This window comes from Streptomyces sp. Y1, from assembly GCF_041053115.1.
Taxonomy (GTDB): domain Bacteria; phylum Actinomycetota; class Actinomycetes; order Streptomycetales; family Streptomycetaceae; genus Kitasatospora; species Kitasatospora rubellomurina.
This window is the reverse complement of the sequence record NZ_CP163445.1, coordinates 7,453,498-7,470,265: the sequence shown is the minus strand read 5'-3', so window position 1 is coordinate 7,470,265 and position 16,768 is coordinate 7,453,498. Positions and strand designations below refer to the sequence as shown.

Here is a 16,768-nt window from a genome sequence, read left to right as displayed (position 1 = left end):
GGGGCGGGCCCTACCGCAGGGCGGCCGCCACCAGCCCCTCGATCTCCTCGGCCCGCACCTCTCCCCCGCCCACCAGGCGGTCGAAGACCAGGCCGTCGACGCACGCCAGCAGGGTGGCGGTCCGTCCGTCCGGGTCCGCCACCCCCTGCCCGGCGAGGAAGGCCCGGACGGCGGCGCGGCCCGCGTTCTCCCGGGGGACGAGGATCTCCCGCAGCTCCGGATCCCGCACGCTCTCCACCGCGCAGGCGTAGCGCGCGAGCGAGCGGCGCCGCCCCTCGCCGGTCAGCCGCTGCCGCATCAACTCGCCGATGCCTCCGGCCAGTTCCTCCGCCGAGCGGATCGCCACCCGCTCCCCCGCGGCCTGCAGCTCGCCCTGGTCGAGCTCCACCAGCCGCCGCACCAGCGCGGTCAGCAGCGCCTGCCTGGTCCGCAGGTAGGCCGAGGTGGTGCCGATCGGCAGCCCGGCCGCCGCGTCGACGGCCCGATGGGTCAGTCCGCGCACACCGGCGTCGGCCAGCACCCCGATCGCCGCGTCCGCGAGCACCGTCCGCCGGTCCGCCCGCCCCGCACCCCGCACCTCGTCTCGCCGCATGCCCCCTTTCTACCGGCACCGCCCGCCCCTAGCGGAACCCGCCCCCGACGCGGCGGAGCCGGCGGCTCCGCTCGACCCCACCCCCTCGATCACCGGCCGGTAAGCCCGGAGTACGCTCCTTCCACGGCTTCTACAGCTGTAGAAAACAAGCGTCGCAACACGGGAAGGACCGGGCATGAGCAGCAGCAGCGCGGTGGTGGTCGGGGGCGGCATCGGCGGGTTGGCGGCCGCGATCGGCCTCCGCCTGGCGGGGTGGGACGTCACCGTGGTCGAGCGGGCCGCCGTCCTGGACGACGCGGGCGCCGGCATCTCGCTCGCCGCCAACGGGATGCGCGCGCTCGCCGCCCTCGGGGTCGGCGAGCGGATCGAGGCGGCCTCCCGCCGCCAGTACACCGGCGGCACCCGCACGCCGGACGGCCGCCGCCTGGCCGCGATGGACGGCCGGGCGCTGGAGCGCGAACTGGGCGCCCCGATCGTCGGCATCCCGCGCGCGGACCTGCACCGCATCCTGCGCGAGGCCCTGCCCGCCGGGGCCCTGGTGATCAGCGGGGAGCCGGCCGAGGTGACCGGAACTCCCGACCGCCCCCGGGTCCGCTTCGGCGACACGACCCTCGACGCGGACCTCGTGGTGGCCGCGGACGGCATCCACAGCCGCATCCGGCGCGGGCTCTTCCCCGGCCACCCGGGCGCGGTGTACAGCGGCTCGACGGTCCTGCGGGCGATCACCGACCGCCCGATCGAGGGCCTGACCAGCGACTTCGAGCTGACCTGGGGCCACGGCGCCGAGTTCGGCCACATCGCCTTCCCGGACGGCCGGGCCGAGTGGCACGCCGTCCTGAACGCCCCGGCCGGGCTCCGCCACCCGGACCCGCTCGCCGTGCTCCGCCGCCGCTTCGCCCGCTGGCACGAGCCCGTCCCGGCGCTGCTCGCCGCGACCCTCCCGGAGGCGGTGCTCCACCACGACATCCACGAGCTGGCCACCCCGCTGCCCTCGTACGCGGTCGGCCTGATCGCCCTGCTCGGCGACGCCGCGCACGCGATGACCCCGTTCCTCGGCCAGGGCGCCTGTCAGGCCCTGGAGGACGCCGTGACCCTGGCGGCAGCCGTCGCCGACAGCCGGACGGTCGAGGGCGGGCTCGTCCATTACGACGCACAGCGCCGTCCGCGCAGCCAGACCGTGGCCCGGGACGCCCGCCGCGCGGGCCGGATGGGCCAGCAGCTGACCAACCCGCTCGCGGTCGGCCTGCGCAACGCCGCGATCCGCCTCACCCCGCCCGGCGCGATGATGCGCACCGTCCTGCGCCACGCCGACTGGACCCCGCCCCGGATCGGGGAGCGCGCCGCCTAGACACCACCCCCGAAGGGGCTGCCCCGGTCGGGGACAGCCCCTTCCTCGACCGACCACCCGGAAGAGTCGTCGTCACCCAGCCGTCCGGTCGGCGTGGATGAAGTCCCGGAACTCGCCGTACAGCTGCGCCACGGCGGTCTCGACAGCGGGGACGACGCTGTCGTAGTTGAGGAAGCCGTGGATGAGTCCGGGGTAGACGTGCTGACGGACCGGGACCCCGTCAGCGGCCAGCGCGTCCGCGTACGCGATCCCGTGATCGCGCAGCGGATCGTGTTCGCCGACACCGATCACCGCGGGAGCGAGTCCCTTGTGGTCGGCGAGAAGCGGGGACACCCGGGGGTCCGCCTTGGTGGCGGCGTCGCCACCGGTGTAGAGCTCGATGTCGTGCAGGCACTCGGCGGCGGTCAGCAGGTACCCGGTGGCGTTCTCGGCCATCGAGGGATAGTCGGTCCGGCCGCTGAGGTCCGTCGCGGGGTAGGCCAGGAGCTGGGCCGCGACCGGCGTGCCGGCATCGCGCAGCGCCAGCGCCACCGCTGCGGCGAGGTTGCCACCGGCGCTGTCCCCGGCCAGGGCGAGCGTGCCCGCGCCGAACCGGGAGAGGGTGGCGGCGACATGGCGGGCCACGGCCAGGCAGTCGTCGTAGCCGGCCGGGAACGGGTGCTCGGGCGCGAGGCGGTAGCCGACGCTGACGACCACGGCGTCGATGTCGCGGCACAGGCGGCGGCAGACGTTGTCGTGCGTGTCCAGGTCGCCGACGATCCAGCCGCCACCGTGGATGAACAGGACCGTGGGCCCGGGGCCCCCGCCCTCGGGCCGGTAGACGCGGACCGGAACGCCCGCGAGCGTGTCGTCCGCGACCGAGCCGACGGCCAGGGGCGGGTCGGGGGCGACCGCGAGGGACAGCTGCCGGTTGCCGGCCCGCATCTGCTCCACGGTGGGTGCGGCCGCCGGCGGCGGACCGTCGAGGCCGAACCGGTGGAGCAGCGCCTCAATGCCCGGGTCCATCGCCATGATCGCGCATCCCTCTCGGCTCGCGCCCCGACATCCCCACCCCATCCTCGCGCCACGCGCCGCCGGTCGCAGTCCGGCCGGACCGCCCGGGAGCCCGCGAAGCGCGGCCGGGCCCGCCTCCGACCACCGGCCCGGGCGAGGCCGGCTCCCGAAGGACTCCGAGCGATCCCTTAGGCGTCGCACGATCTCTTAGGCGTCGCACCGGCCGGAGGCCAGCAGTGCCAGGGCCGGAAGGTCGAGCAGGCCGTCCTCCGCCACCTGCTCGGCCGCCAGCCGGTCGTAGGCGGACTTGATCCGGGCGAACACCTCGGGCGTCTGCCCGGTCACCACCAGGCCGATGTTGGCCACGCCGCCGGCGGGCCCGGACCACCAGACCTCCGGGTCCGCCCGGTGAGTCCAGGCCAGCTCGCCGCCGGCCACATCGGCCCAGCCCGCCCGCTCCAGCAGCCCGCGCAGGCCCTCGACGGTCCGGTCGAAGTCCACCGGCCGGGCCGCGAACACCGGACGCTGCGCACCGGCCTCGTCCAGCGCCCGGTCGAACAGGGACATCCCCTCGTTGCCGGTCCGGGCCCAGATCGTCACCGCGAGCCGCCCGCCCGGTCGGGCGACCCGGCGCAGTTCGGTCAGCGCCGCCCCCGGGTCCTCCACGTGGTTGACCACGAAGTTGGCCACCACCGCGTCGAACGAGCCGTCCGGGAGGGGGAGCCCGGGGAGCACCGCGTGCCGGACCTCCGCGCCCGGGGCGTTCGCGGCGGCCAGCGCCACCATGCCCGGCTCGGCGTCCACGGCCACGACCTCGGCGCCCCGGGCCAGCGCCGCCGCCGCGACGGTGCCCGGCCCGGTGCCGACGTCCAGCACCCGCGTCCCGGCGCCGACCTCGGCCGCGTCCAGCAGGGCCTCGGCCGTCGCTCCGCACAGCGCGGCGAAGCTCCCCGCGTACGCCTCGGCCGCGCCCGCCCACATCCGCCGCTCGTGCGCGTCGAACTCACCCGTCACGGTCCGCCCTCCCCCTGTTCCGGATCCTGCCGACACCCTAGCGGGGGCGGGGAACGGTGGGCGCCACTTGCCGAGGATCTGATTAGGCGCCATAGTACTTCCATGACGCAGCACCCCGAGGCCGATCCGGCCGCACCCAGCCTCGATCAGGCCCGCCGCCAGATCGCCCGCTACGGCCTGACGGCCGACCCGCAGGCGGTCCTGGTCGCGGCCCGGCTGATGACGGCGGGGGCCCGGATCGGGCAGGCCGGGGAGGTGCACTTCGGCCGCTTCGGACTCTCCACCGGCCGCTACCGGCTGCTGTCCGACCTGGAGGACCACGGCGGCGAGAAGTCGCCGTCCCAGCTCGCGGCGAGCCTCGGCGTCTCCCGCGCGACCGTGACCGGCCTGGTCGACGGCCTGGAACGGGAGGGCCTGGTGGCCCGCCGGCCGTCCACCGAGGACGGGCGGGGCAACGTGGTGATCCTCACCGCGCGCGGCGCCGACCGGCTGCGCGAGCTCGCGCCCGAGCACTTCGCCCGGATGCAGGCCATGGTCGGCGGCCTCTCCACCGAGGAGCGCGCCACCTTCCTGGACCTGCTGGCACGGGTGGTGGCGGGCATCGACGCACTGACCACCGACTGATCCGACCGAACCCGTGGCGGGCCGCCCCCGGACGGCCCGCCTCTCCTTCACCCCCATAGTTAGCCACCTAAGCATAAATACTTAGGCGCCTAATCAGCTGAGCTCACCAGAGGAGCACCATGAGCAAGAAGGCCCCCGGCGCGCCCCCGCGCTTCGTCCTGCGGCGGGAGGTCCTGGCCTCCTACGCCATGCCCGCCGTGACGGCCGGCCTCGGCGGCGCCGTCAGCCAACAGCACCAGCTGGCGGTGGCCGCGCTGACCACCATCGGCGGGACCTCCGCGCTGGTGGCCGCGCTGCTCGGCGCCGTCCTGCGCCGCCGACCGGTCCGCGCCCGGCCGCCCCGGACCCCGCGCGCGCTCGCGGCCGCCACCCTCGGCCTGGTCGCCGCCGCCCTCGGCCTCGCCGCCGGACTGGCGGCCGCGCACTGGCTCCCGCACCTGCCGGCCCTCGCCGACAGCCCCTGGCCCCGCCGGCTGCCGGTCGACCTGCCGGTCTCCGCGGCGATCGCCGGCACGGTCGTCACCTGGCGCTGGCGCGGCACCCGGCCGACCCGCCGCACACCGCCCCCGACCCCGACCCCGAGTCCGAGTCCGAGTCCGAGCCCGAGCCCGAGTCCGATCTCAGCCGCAAGCACCACCCGACCCGAAAGGCGGTCCGCATGATCGTCATCATGGGCGCCACCGGCGCCACCGGCGGCGCCACCCTGCGCAGCCTCGCCGCCCTCGGCACACCGAGCCGCGCCCTCAGCCGCGACCCCGCCCGGCTGGCCGCCGCGCTCGACGACGGCACGCTCGCCCGGACCGAGACCGTCCCCGCCGACGCCGCCGACCCGGCCTCCCTGCGCGCGGCCTTCCGCGGCGCGCACCAGCTCCTCCTCACCATGACCAACGGCCCGCAGCAGGTGCGGTACGAACGGAACGCGATCGACGCGGCCGTCGCCTGCGGCGTGGAGCACGTCGTCAAGATCTCCGCCCCGGCCGCCGAACCGGACTCCCCCGTCGCCGTCTCCCGCGGCCACCACCTGGTCGAGGAGCGGCTGCGCGCCTCCGGCATCCGCACCACCGTCCTGCGGCCGTACGCCTTCATGCAGAAGCTGCTGCTCCAGGCGCCCGGCATCGCCGCCTCCGGGCTGATCCCCAGCGCGACGGGCGGGGCCCGGTGCAACTACGTGGACGTCCGGGACGTCGGCGACGCCGCGGCCGAGGTGCTCACCCGCCCGGAGCTCGCCGGCGGCGCGTACCCGCTCACCGGCGGCCAGGCGTACAGCCACCCGGAGCTGGCCGCGCTGCTGGGCGAACTGCTCGGCCGCCCGGTCCACCACCTCGCGCTGAGCCCGTCCGCGCTGCACGCCCACCTGGTCGCCCGGGCCGGGATGCCGGACTGGCTGGCCTCCCACGTGGTGGAGATCCAGCAGCTCGCGGTGGCCCGCCCGGAGGCGCCGGACGGCACCTTCACCCGCCTCACCGGCCGCTCCCCGCGCACCCTGGAGGCCTTCCTCGGCGAGCACGTGCACCACTTCCGCTGATCGCCGCCGCGGCGTGGCGGGCCCGGCAGATGGCCGAAACGCCGGGCCCGCCACCCGAAAGGAGCAGCATTCACTGTGGGATGGATCACGATCCGGATTTCGACCTGACGATCCGTCAACTCGACTGATGCTTCGTCACATCGGAGTAACCCGGCATCACTTGTTGACTGATGTGTCGTCAGATTCGGCCGTTCCGGGCCGAGTTGGGCCGAGTTCCCGCTCCTGCCGGGCCCGGAGGCCGGGTCTACCATCGGTCAGGTTGTCCGCTCCGGCCCCGGAGTGGGGTCACCCCGTCACGGAGAGTGCTCCCACCGTCCCCACGGGCCGGGCATCGATCGCACGGGGCGAGGACGAGGAGCGCAGGGTCCGCCATGACCGCTGAACCGCACCACGAGCAGCAGCACAGCACCGGGCCGCGCGCCCTGTTCCCGGGCCGCCCGGCCGCCGCGCCGCGCACCCTGGTGGACGTCCTGGACGCCACCGTGCGTGCCCACCCCGACGAGCCGGCCCTGGACGACGGGCGCGCCGTGCTCAGCTACCGCGCCCTGGCCGCCGAGGTCGAGCGGCTGCGCCGCCGGCTGGCCGCCGCCGGGATCGGGCCGGGCGACCGGGTGGGCGTGCGGGTGCCCTCGGGCACCAACGACCTGTACGTGTCGATCCTCGCCGTGCTCGCCGCCGGCGCCGCCTACGTGCCGGTGGACGCCGAGGACCCGGAGGAGCGCGCCCAACTGGTCTTCGGCGAGGCCGAGGTCGCCGCCGTCCTGGGCGCCGAGCGCGCCCTGACCACCACGGGCACCCGCGAACCCGCCGCCGAACACCGCCCCGCCCCGACCGACGACGCGTGGATCATCTTCACCTCCGGCTCGACCGGCAAGCCCAAGGGCGTCGCCGTCACCCACCGCAACGCCGCCGCGTTCGTGGACGCCGAGGCCGCGCTGTTCCTCCAGGACGAGCCGATCGGCCCCGGCGACCGGGTGATGGCCGGCCTGTCCGTCGCCTTCGACGCCTCCTGCGAGGAGATGTGGCTGGCCTGGCGGCACGGCGCCTGCCTGGTGCCCGTCCCCCGCTCCCAGGTCCGCAGCGGCGCCGACCTCGGCCCGTGGCTGGCCGAGCAGGAGATCACCGTGGTCTCCACCGTGCCGACGCTGGCCGCGCTGTGGCCGGCCGAGGCGCTGAACGAGGTCCGGCTGCTGATCTTCGGCGGCGAGGCCTGCCCGCCCGAACTCGTGCAGCGGCTGGTCACCGAGGGCCGCGAGCTGTGGAACACCTACGGCCCGACCGAGGCCACCGTGGTCGCCTGCGCGGCCCTGCTGACCGGCGAGGGCCCGGTCCGGATCGGCCTGCCGCTGGACGGCTGGGACCTCGCCGTCGTCGACGAGGCCGGCGAGCCCGTCGCCCCCGGCGCCGCCGGGCAGCTGGTGATCGGCGGCGTCGGCCTGGCCCGCTACCTGGACCCGGAGAAGGACGCCGAGAAGTACGCGCCGCTGCCCTCGCTCGGCTGGGAGCGCGCCTACCGCAGCGGCGACCTGGTCCAGGCCGACCCGGCCGGCCTGCTGTTCCTCGGCCGCACCGACGAGCAGATCAAGCTCGGCGGCCGCCGGATCGAGCTCGGCGAGGTGGACGCCGCGCTGCAGGCGCTGCCCGGGGTGGCCGGCGCGGCCGCCGCCGTGCGGACGGCGCGCGGCGGCAACCAGCTGCTGGTCGGCTACCTGGTCGTGCAGGACGGCTTCGACCGCGAGCAGGCCGTCGAGCGGCTGCGCGCCGAGCTGCCCGCCGCCCTGGTGCCGCTGCTCGCGCCCGTCGACACCTTGCCCACCCGCACCTCCGGCAAGGTCGACCGCAATGCCCTGCCCTGGCCGCTGCCCGAGCTGGAGGCCGCCGGACCGAGCGAACGGCTGTACGGCACCGAGGCCTGGCTGGCCGAGCAGTGGGCCGAGATCCTGGGCGTCCAGGTCGGCGGCCCGCGCGACGACTTCTTCGCGATCGGCGGCGGCAGCCTGGCCGCCGCCCGGCTGACCACCCTGCTGCGCACCCGCTACCCGAACGCCGCCGTGCTGGACGTCTACCAGCACCCGACGCTGCGCAAGCTGGCCCGCCACCTGGAGCGCACCGCCGCCGACAGCGGCGAGGCCCGGACCGTCACCCTGGTGCCGACCAGGGCGAAGCTGCTGCAGCTGCTCCTGCTGATCCCGCTGTTCACGGTGGTCGGCCTGCGCTGGACGGTCGCGCTGCTCGCCGCCGGGAACCTGCTCTCCCACCTCGGCGACTACCCGTGGGCGCCCACCGCCTCCTGGTGGGCGGTCGGCGCGGGCGCGCTGGCGCTGTACAGCGCGCCGGGCCGGCTCGCGATCGGGGCCGGCGGCGCCCGGCTGCTGCTGCGCGGCCTGCGCCCCGGCAGCTACCCGCGCGGCGGCGCCGTGCACCTGCGGCTGTGGGCGGCCGAGCGGCTCGCCGAGCTGAGCGGCGCCACCGAGCTGTCCGGCGCCTGGCTGGTCCCCTACGCCCGGCTGCTGGGCGCCAAGGTCGCGAAGGAGGTGGACCTCCACTCGCTGCCGCCGGTCACCGGGATGCTCAAGCTGGGCCGGGGCTGCGCCGTCGAGGCCGAGGTCGACCTGTGCGGCTACTGGCTGGACGGCGACCGGCTGGAGGTCGGCCAGCTCAAGGTCGGCGCCGGCGCGGTGGTCGGCACCCGGTCGACGCTGCTGCCCGGCGCCCGGGTCGGCAAGCGCGCCCAGGTGCTGCCCGGCTCCAGCGTCACCGGCCAGGTGCCGACCGGCCAGCGCTGGGGCGGCGCGCCCGCCGGCAAGCTGGGCCGGGCCGAGTGGTCCTGGCCGAAGGAGCCCCCGGTCCGCCGGCCCGCCTGGGCCGCGGTGTACGGCGCCGGCGACGCCCTGCTCGGCCTGCTCCCGGTGCTGCCCGCCACGGCCGCGCTGGCCGTGCTCTCCCGCTTCGTCGACCAGGGCGCGGGCCTCGGCCCGGCGCTCGGCGGCGCGCTGCTCGGCCTGCTGCCCGCCACCCTGGCGTACGGCGCGGTGTACGCGGCGCAGCTGGTCGCGCTGGTCCGGCTGCTGAGCATCGGCCTGGTGCCCGGGGTGCACCCGCTGCAGGGCCGGGTCAGCTGGCAGGCGTGGACCGTCACCCAGCTGATGGACCGGGCCCGCGAGGTGCTGTTCCCGCTGTACGCCGGGCTGGTCACGCCGTGGTGGCTGCGGGCGCTGGGGATGCGGGTCGGCCGGGGCGCGGAGGTGTCCACGGTGCTGGCGCTGCCCAGCCTGACCACGGTCGGGGACGGCGCGTTCCTGGCCGACGACACCCTGATCGCGCCCTACGAGCTGGGCGGCGGGTGGATGCGCCTGGGCGAGGCGAAGGTCGGCGAGCGGGCCTTCCTCGGCAACTCGGGGATGACCGCGCCGGGTCGCTCGGTGCCCAAGCGGGGCCTGGTGGGCGTGCTGTCGGCGACGCCGGCGAAGGCGAAGAAGGGCAGCTCGTACCTGGGCATGCCGCCGGTGCGGCTGCCGCGCGCCGCCGACGAGGCGGACCAGAGCCTGACGTACGAGCCGCCGACCCGGCTGCTGTGGGCGCGCGGGCTGGTCGAGCTCGCCCGACTGCTGCCGGTGCTGGCCTCGGGGGCGCTGGGCCTGCTGACTGTGGCGGCGCTGTCCTGGCTGGCGGACGGCTCCGTCCTGCTCGCCGCGCTGCTCTCCGGCCTGGTGCTGCTGGCGGCGGGCGGCGCGGCCTGCCTGGTCGCGGTGGCCGCGAAGTGGCTGCTGGTCGGGCGGTTCCGGGCGGTGGAGCACCCGCTGTGGAGCGGCTTCGTGTGGCGCAACGAGCTGGCCGACACCTTCGTCGAGGTGCTGGCCGTGCCGTGGCTGGTCGGCGCGGTGCCGGGCACGCCGGTGCTGAACCTGTGGCTGCGGGCGCTGGGCGCGCGGATCGGGCAGGGCGTCTGGTGCGAGAGCTACTGGCTGCCGGAGGCGGACCTGGTCACCCTCGGCGACGGCGTGAGCATCAACCGGGGCTGCGTGGTGCAGACCCACCTCTTCCACGACCGGATCATGCGGATGGATACTGTGGTCCTCCGCGAGGGCGCCACCCTGGGCCCGGGCGGGATCGTGCTGCCCGGCAGCACGGTGGGCGCGCGCAGCACGCTGGGCCCGGCCTCGCTGGTGATGCGCGCCGAGTCCGTCCCGGCCGACACGCGGTGGCTGGGCAACCCCATCGAGGCGTGGCAGGCCACGTCGTGACCACCCCCGAGACCTTCCGTCCCGGCCCGCAGGAAGCGCCCGCCCCCGTGAAGCCCAAGCCCGCCCCGGCCGCCGCCGGCGCCCCGGACCCGTACTTCCCGACCAGCGGCGACCACCGCTACCGGGTGCACCGCTACGAACTCGCCGTCGACTACCGGCCCGGGCCCAACCGACTGGCCGGCTCGGCCCGGCTGACCGCGGTGGCCGACGTCGCGCTGGCCGAGTTCGCGCTCGACCTGGCCGAGTTCCGGATCGGCCGGGTGCTCGTCGACGGCAAGGCCGCCCGCTACACCCACCGCGGCGGCAAACTGCGGGTGCGCCCGGCCAAGGCACTGGCGGCGGGCGCGGCCTTCACCGTCGAGGTGCACTACACCGGCAACCCCCGCCCGGTGCGCAGCCCGTGGGGCGGCCTGGGCTGGGAGGAGCTCTCGGAGGGCGCGCTGGTGGCCAGTCAGCCGGTCGGCGCGCCGTCCTGGTTCCCGTGCAACGACCGGCCCGCCGACAAGGCCTCCTACCAGCTGTCGGTCACCACGCCGTCCCCGTTCACCGTGGTGGCGAGCGGCCGGCTGCTGACCCGCACCACCCGGGCGTCCAGCACCACCTGGGTGTACGAGCAGAGCGCACCGACCTCGCCGTACCTGGTGACGGTCTCGATCGGGCCGTACCGGCCGGTGCCGCTGACCGAACGGCCGGCCGCCCCGCAGGCCGGCTACGTGCCGCAGACCGGCTTCGTGCCGGAGCGGCTGGCCGCCGACTTCGCCCGGGACTTCGCCCGGCAGCCCGCGATGATGTCCTACTTCGGCGAGGCGTTCGGGCCGTACCCCTTCGGCGAGTACGCGGTGGTCGTCGCGGACGAGGAGCTGGACGTCCCCGTCGAGGCGCAGGGCGTCGCCACCTTCGGCACCAACCACCTCGGCGGCGGCTGGGAGCGCGAGCGGCTGATCGCGCACGAGCTGGCCCACCAGTGGTTCGGCAACAGCGTGTCGATCGCCGACTGGCGGCACATCTGGCTCAACGAGGGCTTCGCCAAGTACGCGGAGTGGCTCTGGTCCGAGCACGCCGGCGGCCCGGCGGCGGCCGTCCACGCGGCCGCCGCGCACCGCCTGCTGGCCGGCCTGCCGCAGGACCTCCGGCTGGCCGACCCGGGCCGCAGGCTGATGTTCGACGACCGGCTGTACCAGCGCGGCGGCCTCGCCGTGCACGCGCTGCGCCGCGCGCTCGGCGACGAGGCGTTCTTCGCCATGCTGCGGGACTGGACGGCCGTGCACCGGCACGGCGTCGTGGGCACCGAGGACCTGCTCGCGCACGCGGCCCGGTACACCGCCGTGCCGCTCGGCCCGCTGTTCGAGGCCTGGCTGCACCGGCCGGAGCTGCCGCCGCTGCCGGGCTGACGGTCAGGCCCCCGGCCGGGCGGGGCTGACGGTTAATCGGCCGACTCCCCGGCCGGGCTGGGCTACTGTCCGGTCCCATGCCGACGAGTTTCGAAGAACACATGACCGAGCTGCCCGCCGAGCTGCTGCCGGGCACCCGCCGCGCGCTGCTGCACCAGGTCGCGCTGGCCCAGTCCGAGGGGCGCGCGCCCGCCGTGGTGGCCGGCGTGGTCCGGGACGGGCAGCTGGTCTGGAGCGGCGCGCGCAGCATGATCGACGGCCACGCGCCCACCCCGGACGTGCAGTTCAGGATCGGCTCGCTCACCAAGACCTTCGTGGCCGTCCTGGTGCTGCGGCTGCGCGACGAGGGCCTGCTCGACCTCGGCGACCCGCTCGGCCGCCACCTGCCCGGCACCCCCGCCGACGCGGCCACCGTCGCCCAGCTGCTCGCGCACTCCGCCGGGCTCGCCGCCGAGACGCCCCCGCCGTGGTGGGAGCGGACCGAGGGCGCGCTGCGGCCCGAACTCGCCGACCTGCTCGACGCCGAGAGCCCGGTCAAGCACCCGGCCGGGCGCCGCCACCACTACTCCAACCCCGGCTACGCGCTGCTCGGCGCCCTGGTCGAGCGGCTGCGCGGCGAACCGTGGGGCGAGGTGCTGCGGCGGGAGGTGCTGGCGCCGCTCGGCATGGACCGCACCACGCTGCTGCCCGAGCACCCGCACGCCGGCGGCTTCGCCGTCCACCCGTGGGCCGACGTGATGCTGCCCGAACCGCTCACCGACACCGGGCTGATGGGCCCGGCCGGCCAACTCTGGTCCACCGGCGCCGACCTGGCCCGCTGGGCGGCCTTCCTCGCGGCCGGCGACGACAAGGTGCTGGGCGCCGACTCGCTCGCCGAGATGCGCCGCCCGGCCGTCGGCCCGGAGGACGCCGACTGGACCTCCGCCTTCGGACTCGGCCTGCAACTGCGCCGCCACGAGGGCCGGGTGCTGTACGGGCACTCCGGCTCGATGCCCGGCTTCACCGCCGGGATCTGGATCAGCGAGGCGGACGGCCTGGCCGCCTTCGCCCTGGCCAACGCCACCAGCGGCGCCAACACCCCGCAGCTGGCCGCCCGGTTGATCGCGCTCACCGCCGAACACGAGCCCCGGCTGCCCGAGCCCTGGCGCCCGCTGCCCGAGGTGGACGAGGACCTGCTGGCGCTCACCGGCCCCTGGTACTGGGGCGCCATGCCCAACGTCCTGCGGCTGCGGCCGGGCCGCGTCCTGGAGTTGACCCCGCTGGCCGACCACGGCCGGGCCGCGCGGTTCCGGCCGCAGCCGGACGGCACCTGGCTCGGCCTCGACCGCTACTACGCGGGCGAGACCCTGCGGGTGGTCCGGAACTCCGACGGCACGGTCGGGCACTTGGACGTCGGCTCCTTCGTTTACACCCGCGAACCGTACGGCCCGGGCGGGGCGGTCCCGGGCGGCGTCGACCCGCAGGGCTGGCGCGCACTCTGAGCCTCCGGCGGGGGCGCGCATCCGCCGCGCGCGCCCCTGCCGTGCACCACGCTCCCGGGCGTTGTCCACCCCCGGCGAACGAGCGTCCGGTGCCCGGCAGATGGCCACCAGGCCACGGGTGGTCCCATTCAGCAGCTGCACATCTGCCCTCCGCCGCGCGGCAACGTGGATGCCAACCGGCTCGGACAGACATACGGTGACCGGTTCGCCTCCCCGCTCCACCTCCTGCGAACCGGGACGGTGCCCCGGCGCGACGCCGGGCACCGCCGATCGTGCTGCCCTGGAGGGTCCGCCATGACCACCGTCCCCACGTACGCTCCGACCGCAGACGCCCCCACCCACCAGGCCCCGGCCCCGGCCTCGGCAGTCCCGGCGCCCCGCCGGCCGTCGGCCCCGGCCCCCGTCCCGGCCTCGGCCCCGGAAGCCGCCCCGGCCGCCTACACCGTCTCCCTCGCCCGGGACGAGGACGACGTGCGCGCCGCCCAGCGGCTGCGCCACCAGGTGTTCGCCGCCGAACTCGGCGCCGTCCTGCACAGCCCGCTCGCCGGCCTCGACGTCGACCCCTTCGACGAGTACTGCGACCACCTCCTCGTCCGCGAGGGCGAGCACGGCACGGTCGTCGGCACCTACCGGCTGCTGCGCCCCGAGGCCGCCCGCCGGGCCGGCCGGCTCTACTCGGACGGCGAGTTCGACCTCTCCGCGCTCGCCCCCCTGCGCCCCGGCCTGGTCGAACTCGGCCGCTCCTGCATCCACCCCGACCACCGGGGCAACGGCGCCGTCATCAACCTGATGTGGGGCGGCATCGCGCGCTACCTCGCCGACACCGGCAACACCTGGGTCGGCGGCTGCTGCTCCATCGACCTCGCGGACGGCGGCGCCACCGCGGCCCGGGTCTGGGACACCGTCAGCGCCAGGTACCTGGCCCCCGCCGAGTACCGCGTCACCCCCCGCCGCCGCTGGGACGCCACCGGCGTGCCGCGCGCCGCGCAGGGCGCCCTGCCCTCCCTGCTCCGCGGCTACCTGCGGCTCGGCGCCTGGGTCTGCGGCGAGGCTGCCCACGACCCCGACTTCGGCTGCGCCGACCTCTACGTGCTGCTCTCGCTGGAGCGCACCGACCCGCGCTACCTGCGGCACTTCCTCTCCGGAGCGGCCTCCCTGGGCAGTTCCTCATGAGCGTCTGGCTGCCGACCGCGCCCTGCCGGCCGGAGACCTGCCTGGCCGAGCGCGCGCCGGAGGTCTCCCACCCCCGGCGGGCGCTGCGGCTGACCGCCTGCCTCGCCGTCGTCCTGGCCGGGGTGGCGCTCACCCTGCCCGTGCGGCTGCTGCCGTACGGCACCCGGGACCGGCTGGTCCGGTTCTGGGCCCGGACGGTGCTGCGCGCCCTCGGGGTGACGGTGTACCTGACCGGGGCCGGCACGGCAGCCGGCACCGGGGTCGCCGGTGCGGCGGGGGCCGGCGGCGGGGTGCTGGTGGTCGCCAACCACGTGTCCTGGCTGGACATCCCGCTGCTCGCGGCCGGCCGGCCCGGGCGGTCGCTGGCCAAGACCGAGGTCCGGCAGTGGCCGGTGCTCGGGCCCCTGGTCGCCTGGGGCGGCACCGTCTTCCTGGACCGGGACCGGCTGCGGACCCTGCCCGCCACCGTGGCGGCGGTGGCCGAGGTGCTGCGCGGCGGGCAGCCGGTGATCGTCTTCCCGGAGGGGTCGACGTGGTGCGGGCTGGAGAGCGGACGGTTCCGCCCGGCGCTGTTCCAGGCCGCGGTGGACGCCGGCGCCCTCGTCCAGCCGGTGACGATCCGCTACCGGCTAACGGACGGACGGCCCACCAGCGTGCCCGCCTTCGTCGGCGACGACGGACTGCTCACCTCGCTCGCCCGGGTCGTCGCGGTGCGCGGCCTGGTCGCGGAGGTGACGTTCCGTCCGCCGATCCCCCCGCCCCCGCCGCACCCCACCCGGGCGGGCGCCCGCCGGGAGCTGGCCCGCGCGGCGCAGGCGGCGGTCGAAGGCATCCGCTGACCCGCTGCTCCGGCCTCCTGTCATTGTGCGAACTCCACAATTCCCGGCACGCGGCTCCGTTGATCACGGCACCTGATGGCCCGTAACTCCGCTGGCAGAGTGGCAGATGTCGTGATCACCTCCCGCCACCACGGTGAACGTGAGGTGTGTCTCATCTACAAAGGGGGCTGTTCGATGGCTACGGATACTGCGGGTACGACCGGAACGACCGGGACGACGGGTGCGGCCGGTGCAGCCGGTGCGACGAAGGTCGTGGTGACCGGGCTGGGTGCCACCACGCCGCTCGGCGGCGACGTCCCGTCGACCTGGGCCGGGCTGCTGACCGGGGATTCCGGGATCAGCGCGATCGAGGAGGACTGGGCGGCCGGACTGCCGGTGCGGATCGCGGGCCGACTGCGGGTCGAACCGAGCGAGGTGATCGACCGCGTGCAGGCCCGGCGGCTGGACCGGTGCGAGCAGATCGCGCTGATCGCCGCCCGCGAGGCCTGGGCCGACGCCGGTCGGCCGGACGTCGAGCCGGAACGCCTCGCCGTGGTGATCGGCACCGGCACGGGCGGCGCGCTGAGCATGCTCGGCCAGGACGACGTCCTGGAGGCCTGCGGCGTCCGCAAGGTCTCGCCCCACACCGTGCCGATGCTGATGGCCAACGGGCCGGCGGCCTGGGTCAGCATCGAGCTCGGCGCCAAGGGCGGCGCCCACACTCCCGTCAGCGCCTGCGCCTCGGGCGCCGAGGCCATCGCGATGGGCCTCGACCTGATCCGCCTGGGTCGCGCGGACGTCGTCGTCGCGGGCGGGGCCGAGGCCTGCATCCACCCCCTCCCGCTGGCCGGGTTCGCGCAGGCCAAGGCGCACTCCACCCGCAACGACGCGCCGCAGCAGGCGTCCAGGCCGTTCGACACCCACCGGGACGGCTTCGTCATCGGCGAAGGGGCGGCCCTGGTCGTCCTGGAGCGCGCCGACTTCGCCGCCGCCCGCGCCGCTCGGGTGCACGCGGTCCTGGCGGGCGCCGGTGTCACCTCCGACGCGCACCACATCACCTCCGCCCACCCGGAGGGGCAGGTCCGCGCGATGCGCCTCGCCCTGGCGTCGGCCGGGCTCGGCCCGCTCGAAGTCCAGCACGTGCACGCCCACGCGACCTCCACCCCCAAGGGCGACCTCACCGAGGCCGAGTCCATCGCCGAGGCCATCGGCCTGCACCCGGCCGTCACCGCGACCAAGTCGATGACCGGCCACCTCTTCGGCGCCGCCGGCGCCCTCGGAGCCGTCTCCGTGATCCTCTCCCTCCGCGACCGGGTCATCCCCGCCACCCGGAACCTCGACGACCTCGACCCGCAGGTGAAGCTCGACGTCGTCGCCGGCCGGCCGCGACGCGGCACGCTCGGCGCGGCCCTCACCAACTCCTTCGGATTCGGCGGGCACAACGCCTCGCTCGTCTTCACCGCCGAGCGGACCTGACCGTCCGATCCGCACCTCCCGGGTGTCGGCGGACGTCCGTCCGCGGGCACCCGGGAGGCCTTTGCCGCCGCGCATCGCCGGCCCCTCCC

Annotated in this window: 13 protein-coding genes; 10 read left to right on the top strand and 3 right to left on the bottom strand. The window is 76.2% G+C overall.

The features are described from left to right. Nucleotides 1-10: 10 nt before the first annotated feature. The gene (locus AB2U05_RS32380) at nucleotides 11-592 is read right to left on the bottom strand and encodes a TetR/AcrR family transcriptional regulator (protein ID WP_045693971.1); all 582 of its coding nucleotides are present in this window, start codon (nucleotides 590-592) and stop codon (nucleotides 11-13) included. 175 nt (nucleotides 593-767) lie between these two features. On the opposite strand from AB2U05_RS32380, the gene AB2U05_RS32375 reads away from it, so the two are divergent. Beyond that, nucleotides 768-1,940, top strand: coding sequence for an FAD-dependent monooxygenase (locus tag AB2U05_RS32375; RefSeq protein WP_369185109.1), 1,173 nt, complete (start codon nucleotides 768-770; stop codon nucleotides 1,938-1,940). A 72-nt stretch (nucleotides 1,941-2,012) separates the two neighbouring features. Here AB2U05_RS32375 and AB2U05_RS32370 read toward each other — a convergent pair whose 3' ends face one another. Both AB2U05_RS32370 and AB2U05_RS32365 read right to left on the bottom strand, forming a co-directional pair. Next, on the bottom strand, nucleotides 2,013-2,951 hold the full coding sequence (locus AB2U05_RS32370; protein WP_045710960.1) for an alpha/beta hydrolase: 939 nt from the start codon (nucleotides 2,949-2,951) through the stop codon (nucleotides 2,013-2,015). A gap of 189 nt (nucleotides 2,952-3,140) precedes the next feature. Continuing rightward, nucleotides 3,141-3,914 carry a class I SAM-dependent methyltransferase gene (locus AB2U05_RS32365; RefSeq protein WP_369186030.1) on the bottom strand — a complete coding sequence of 258 codons (774 nt, stop codon included), beginning with the start codon at nucleotides 3,912-3,914 and terminating at the stop codon, nucleotides 3,141-3,143. Nucleotides 3,915-4,049: 135 nt separating this feature from the next. Here AB2U05_RS32365 and AB2U05_RS32360 point away from each other — a divergent pair, with 135 nt between their 5' ends. The 9 genes from AB2U05_RS32360 to AB2U05_RS32320 all read left to right on the top strand — a co-directional run bounded on the left by AB2U05_RS32360 (nucleotide 4,050) and on the right by AB2U05_RS32320 (nucleotide 16,679). After that, complete coding sequence (locus tag AB2U05_RS32360; RefSeq protein WP_369185108.1) at nucleotides 4,050-4,571, top strand: MarR family winged helix-turn-helix transcriptional regulator; 522 nt, start codon at nucleotides 4,050-4,052, stop codon at nucleotides 4,569-4,571. Nucleotides 4,572-4,690: 119 nt separating this feature from the next. Beyond that, on the top strand, nucleotides 4,691-5,233 hold the full coding sequence (locus AB2U05_RS32355) for a hypothetical protein (protein ID WP_369185107.1): 543 nt from the start codon (nucleotides 4,691-4,693) through the stop codon (nucleotides 5,231-5,233). Further along, the gene (locus AB2U05_RS32350) at nucleotides 5,230-6,096 is read left to right on the top strand and encodes an NmrA family NAD(P)-binding protein (RefSeq protein WP_369185106.1); all 867 of its coding nucleotides are present in this window, start codon (nucleotides 5,230-5,232) and stop codon (nucleotides 6,094-6,096) included. Before AB2U05_RS32355 ends, AB2U05_RS32350 begins: the two co-directional genes overlap by 4 nt. Nucleotides 6,097-6,467: 371 nt before the next feature. Beyond that, nucleotides 6,468-10,340 (top strand): Pls/PosA family non-ribosomal peptide synthetase, encoded by a 3,873-nt coding sequence (locus AB2U05_RS32345; RefSeq protein ID WP_369185105.1) that lies wholly within the window; start codon nucleotides 6,468-6,470, stop codon nucleotides 10,338-10,340. A gap of 47 nt (nucleotides 10,341-10,387) precedes the next feature. Beyond that, nucleotides 10,388-11,731, top strand: coding sequence for a M1 family metallopeptidase (locus tag AB2U05_RS32340; protein ID WP_369186029.1), 1,344 nt, complete (start codon nucleotides 10,388-10,390; stop codon nucleotides 11,729-11,731). 101 nt (nucleotides 11,732-11,832) lie between these two features. Then, entirely contained in the window at nucleotides 11,833-13,212 is a 1,380-nt protein-coding gene (locus tag AB2U05_RS32335; RefSeq protein ID WP_045693961.1) for a serine hydrolase, read from the top strand. Between the two features lie 294 nt (nucleotides 13,213-13,506). Continuing rightward, complete coding sequence (locus tag AB2U05_RS32330; protein ID WP_045710968.1) at nucleotides 13,507-14,385, top strand: GNAT family N-acetyltransferase; 879 nt, start codon at nucleotides 13,507-13,509, stop codon at nucleotides 14,383-14,385. Further along, complete coding sequence (locus tag AB2U05_RS32325) at nucleotides 14,382-15,224, top strand: lysophospholipid acyltransferase family protein (RefSeq protein WP_369185104.1); 843 nt, start codon at nucleotides 14,382-14,384, stop codon at nucleotides 15,222-15,224. Before AB2U05_RS32330 ends, AB2U05_RS32325 begins: the two co-directional genes overlap by 4 nt. A gap of 255 nt (nucleotides 15,225-15,479) precedes the next feature. Next, nucleotides 15,480-16,679: a beta-ketoacyl synthase gene (locus AB2U05_RS32320; RefSeq protein WP_369185103.1), complete on the top strand. Its 1,200-nt coding sequence runs from the start codon at nucleotides 15,480-15,482 to the stop codon at nucleotides 16,677-16,679. The last annotated feature ends 89 nt before the right edge of the window (nucleotides 16,680-16,768 follow it).

Excerpts from the sequence above, each read along its gene's own strand:
- AB2U05_RS32380 (WP_045693971.1), bottom strand. The coding sequence starts at position 592 with ATGCGGCGAGACGAGGTGCGGGGTGCGGGGCGGGCGGACCGGCGGACG.
- AB2U05_RS32375 (WP_369185109.1), top strand. The coding sequence starts at position 768 with ATGAGCAGCAGCAGCGCGGTGGTGGTCGGGGGCGGCATCGGCGGGTTG.
- AB2U05_RS32370 (WP_045710960.1), bottom strand. The coding sequence starts at position 2,951 with ATGGCGATGGACCCGGGCATTGAGGCGCTGCTCCACCGGTTCGGCCTC.
- AB2U05_RS32365 (WP_369186030.1), bottom strand. The coding sequence starts at position 3,914 with ATGTGGGCGGGCGCGGCCGAGGCGTACGCGGGGAGCTTCGCCGCGCTG.
- AB2U05_RS32360 (WP_369185108.1), top strand. The coding sequence starts at position 4,050 with ATGACGCAGCACCCCGAGGCCGATCCGGCCGCACCCAGCCTCGATCAG.
- AB2U05_RS32355 (WP_369185107.1), top strand. The coding sequence starts at position 4,691 with ATGAGCAAGAAGGCCCCCGGCGCGCCCCCGCGCTTCGTCCTGCGGCGG.
- AB2U05_RS32350 (WP_369185106.1), top strand. The coding sequence starts at position 5,230 with ATGATCGTCATCATGGGCGCCACCGGCGCCACCGGCGGCGCCACCCTG.
- AB2U05_RS32345 (WP_369185105.1), top strand. The coding sequence starts at position 6,468 with ATGACCGCTGAACCGCACCACGAGCAGCAGCACAGCACCGGGCCGCGC.
- AB2U05_RS32335 (WP_045693961.1), top strand. The coding sequence starts at position 11,833 with ATGACCGAGCTGCCCGCCGAGCTGCTGCCGGGCACCCGCCGCGCGCTG.
- AB2U05_RS32330 (WP_045710968.1), top strand. The coding sequence starts at position 13,507 with ATGACCACCGTCCCCACGTACGCTCCGACCGCAGACGCCCCCACCCAC.
- AB2U05_RS32325 (WP_369185104.1), top strand. The coding sequence starts at position 14,382 with ATGAGCGTCTGGCTGCCGACCGCGCCCTGCCGGCCGGAGACCTGCCTG.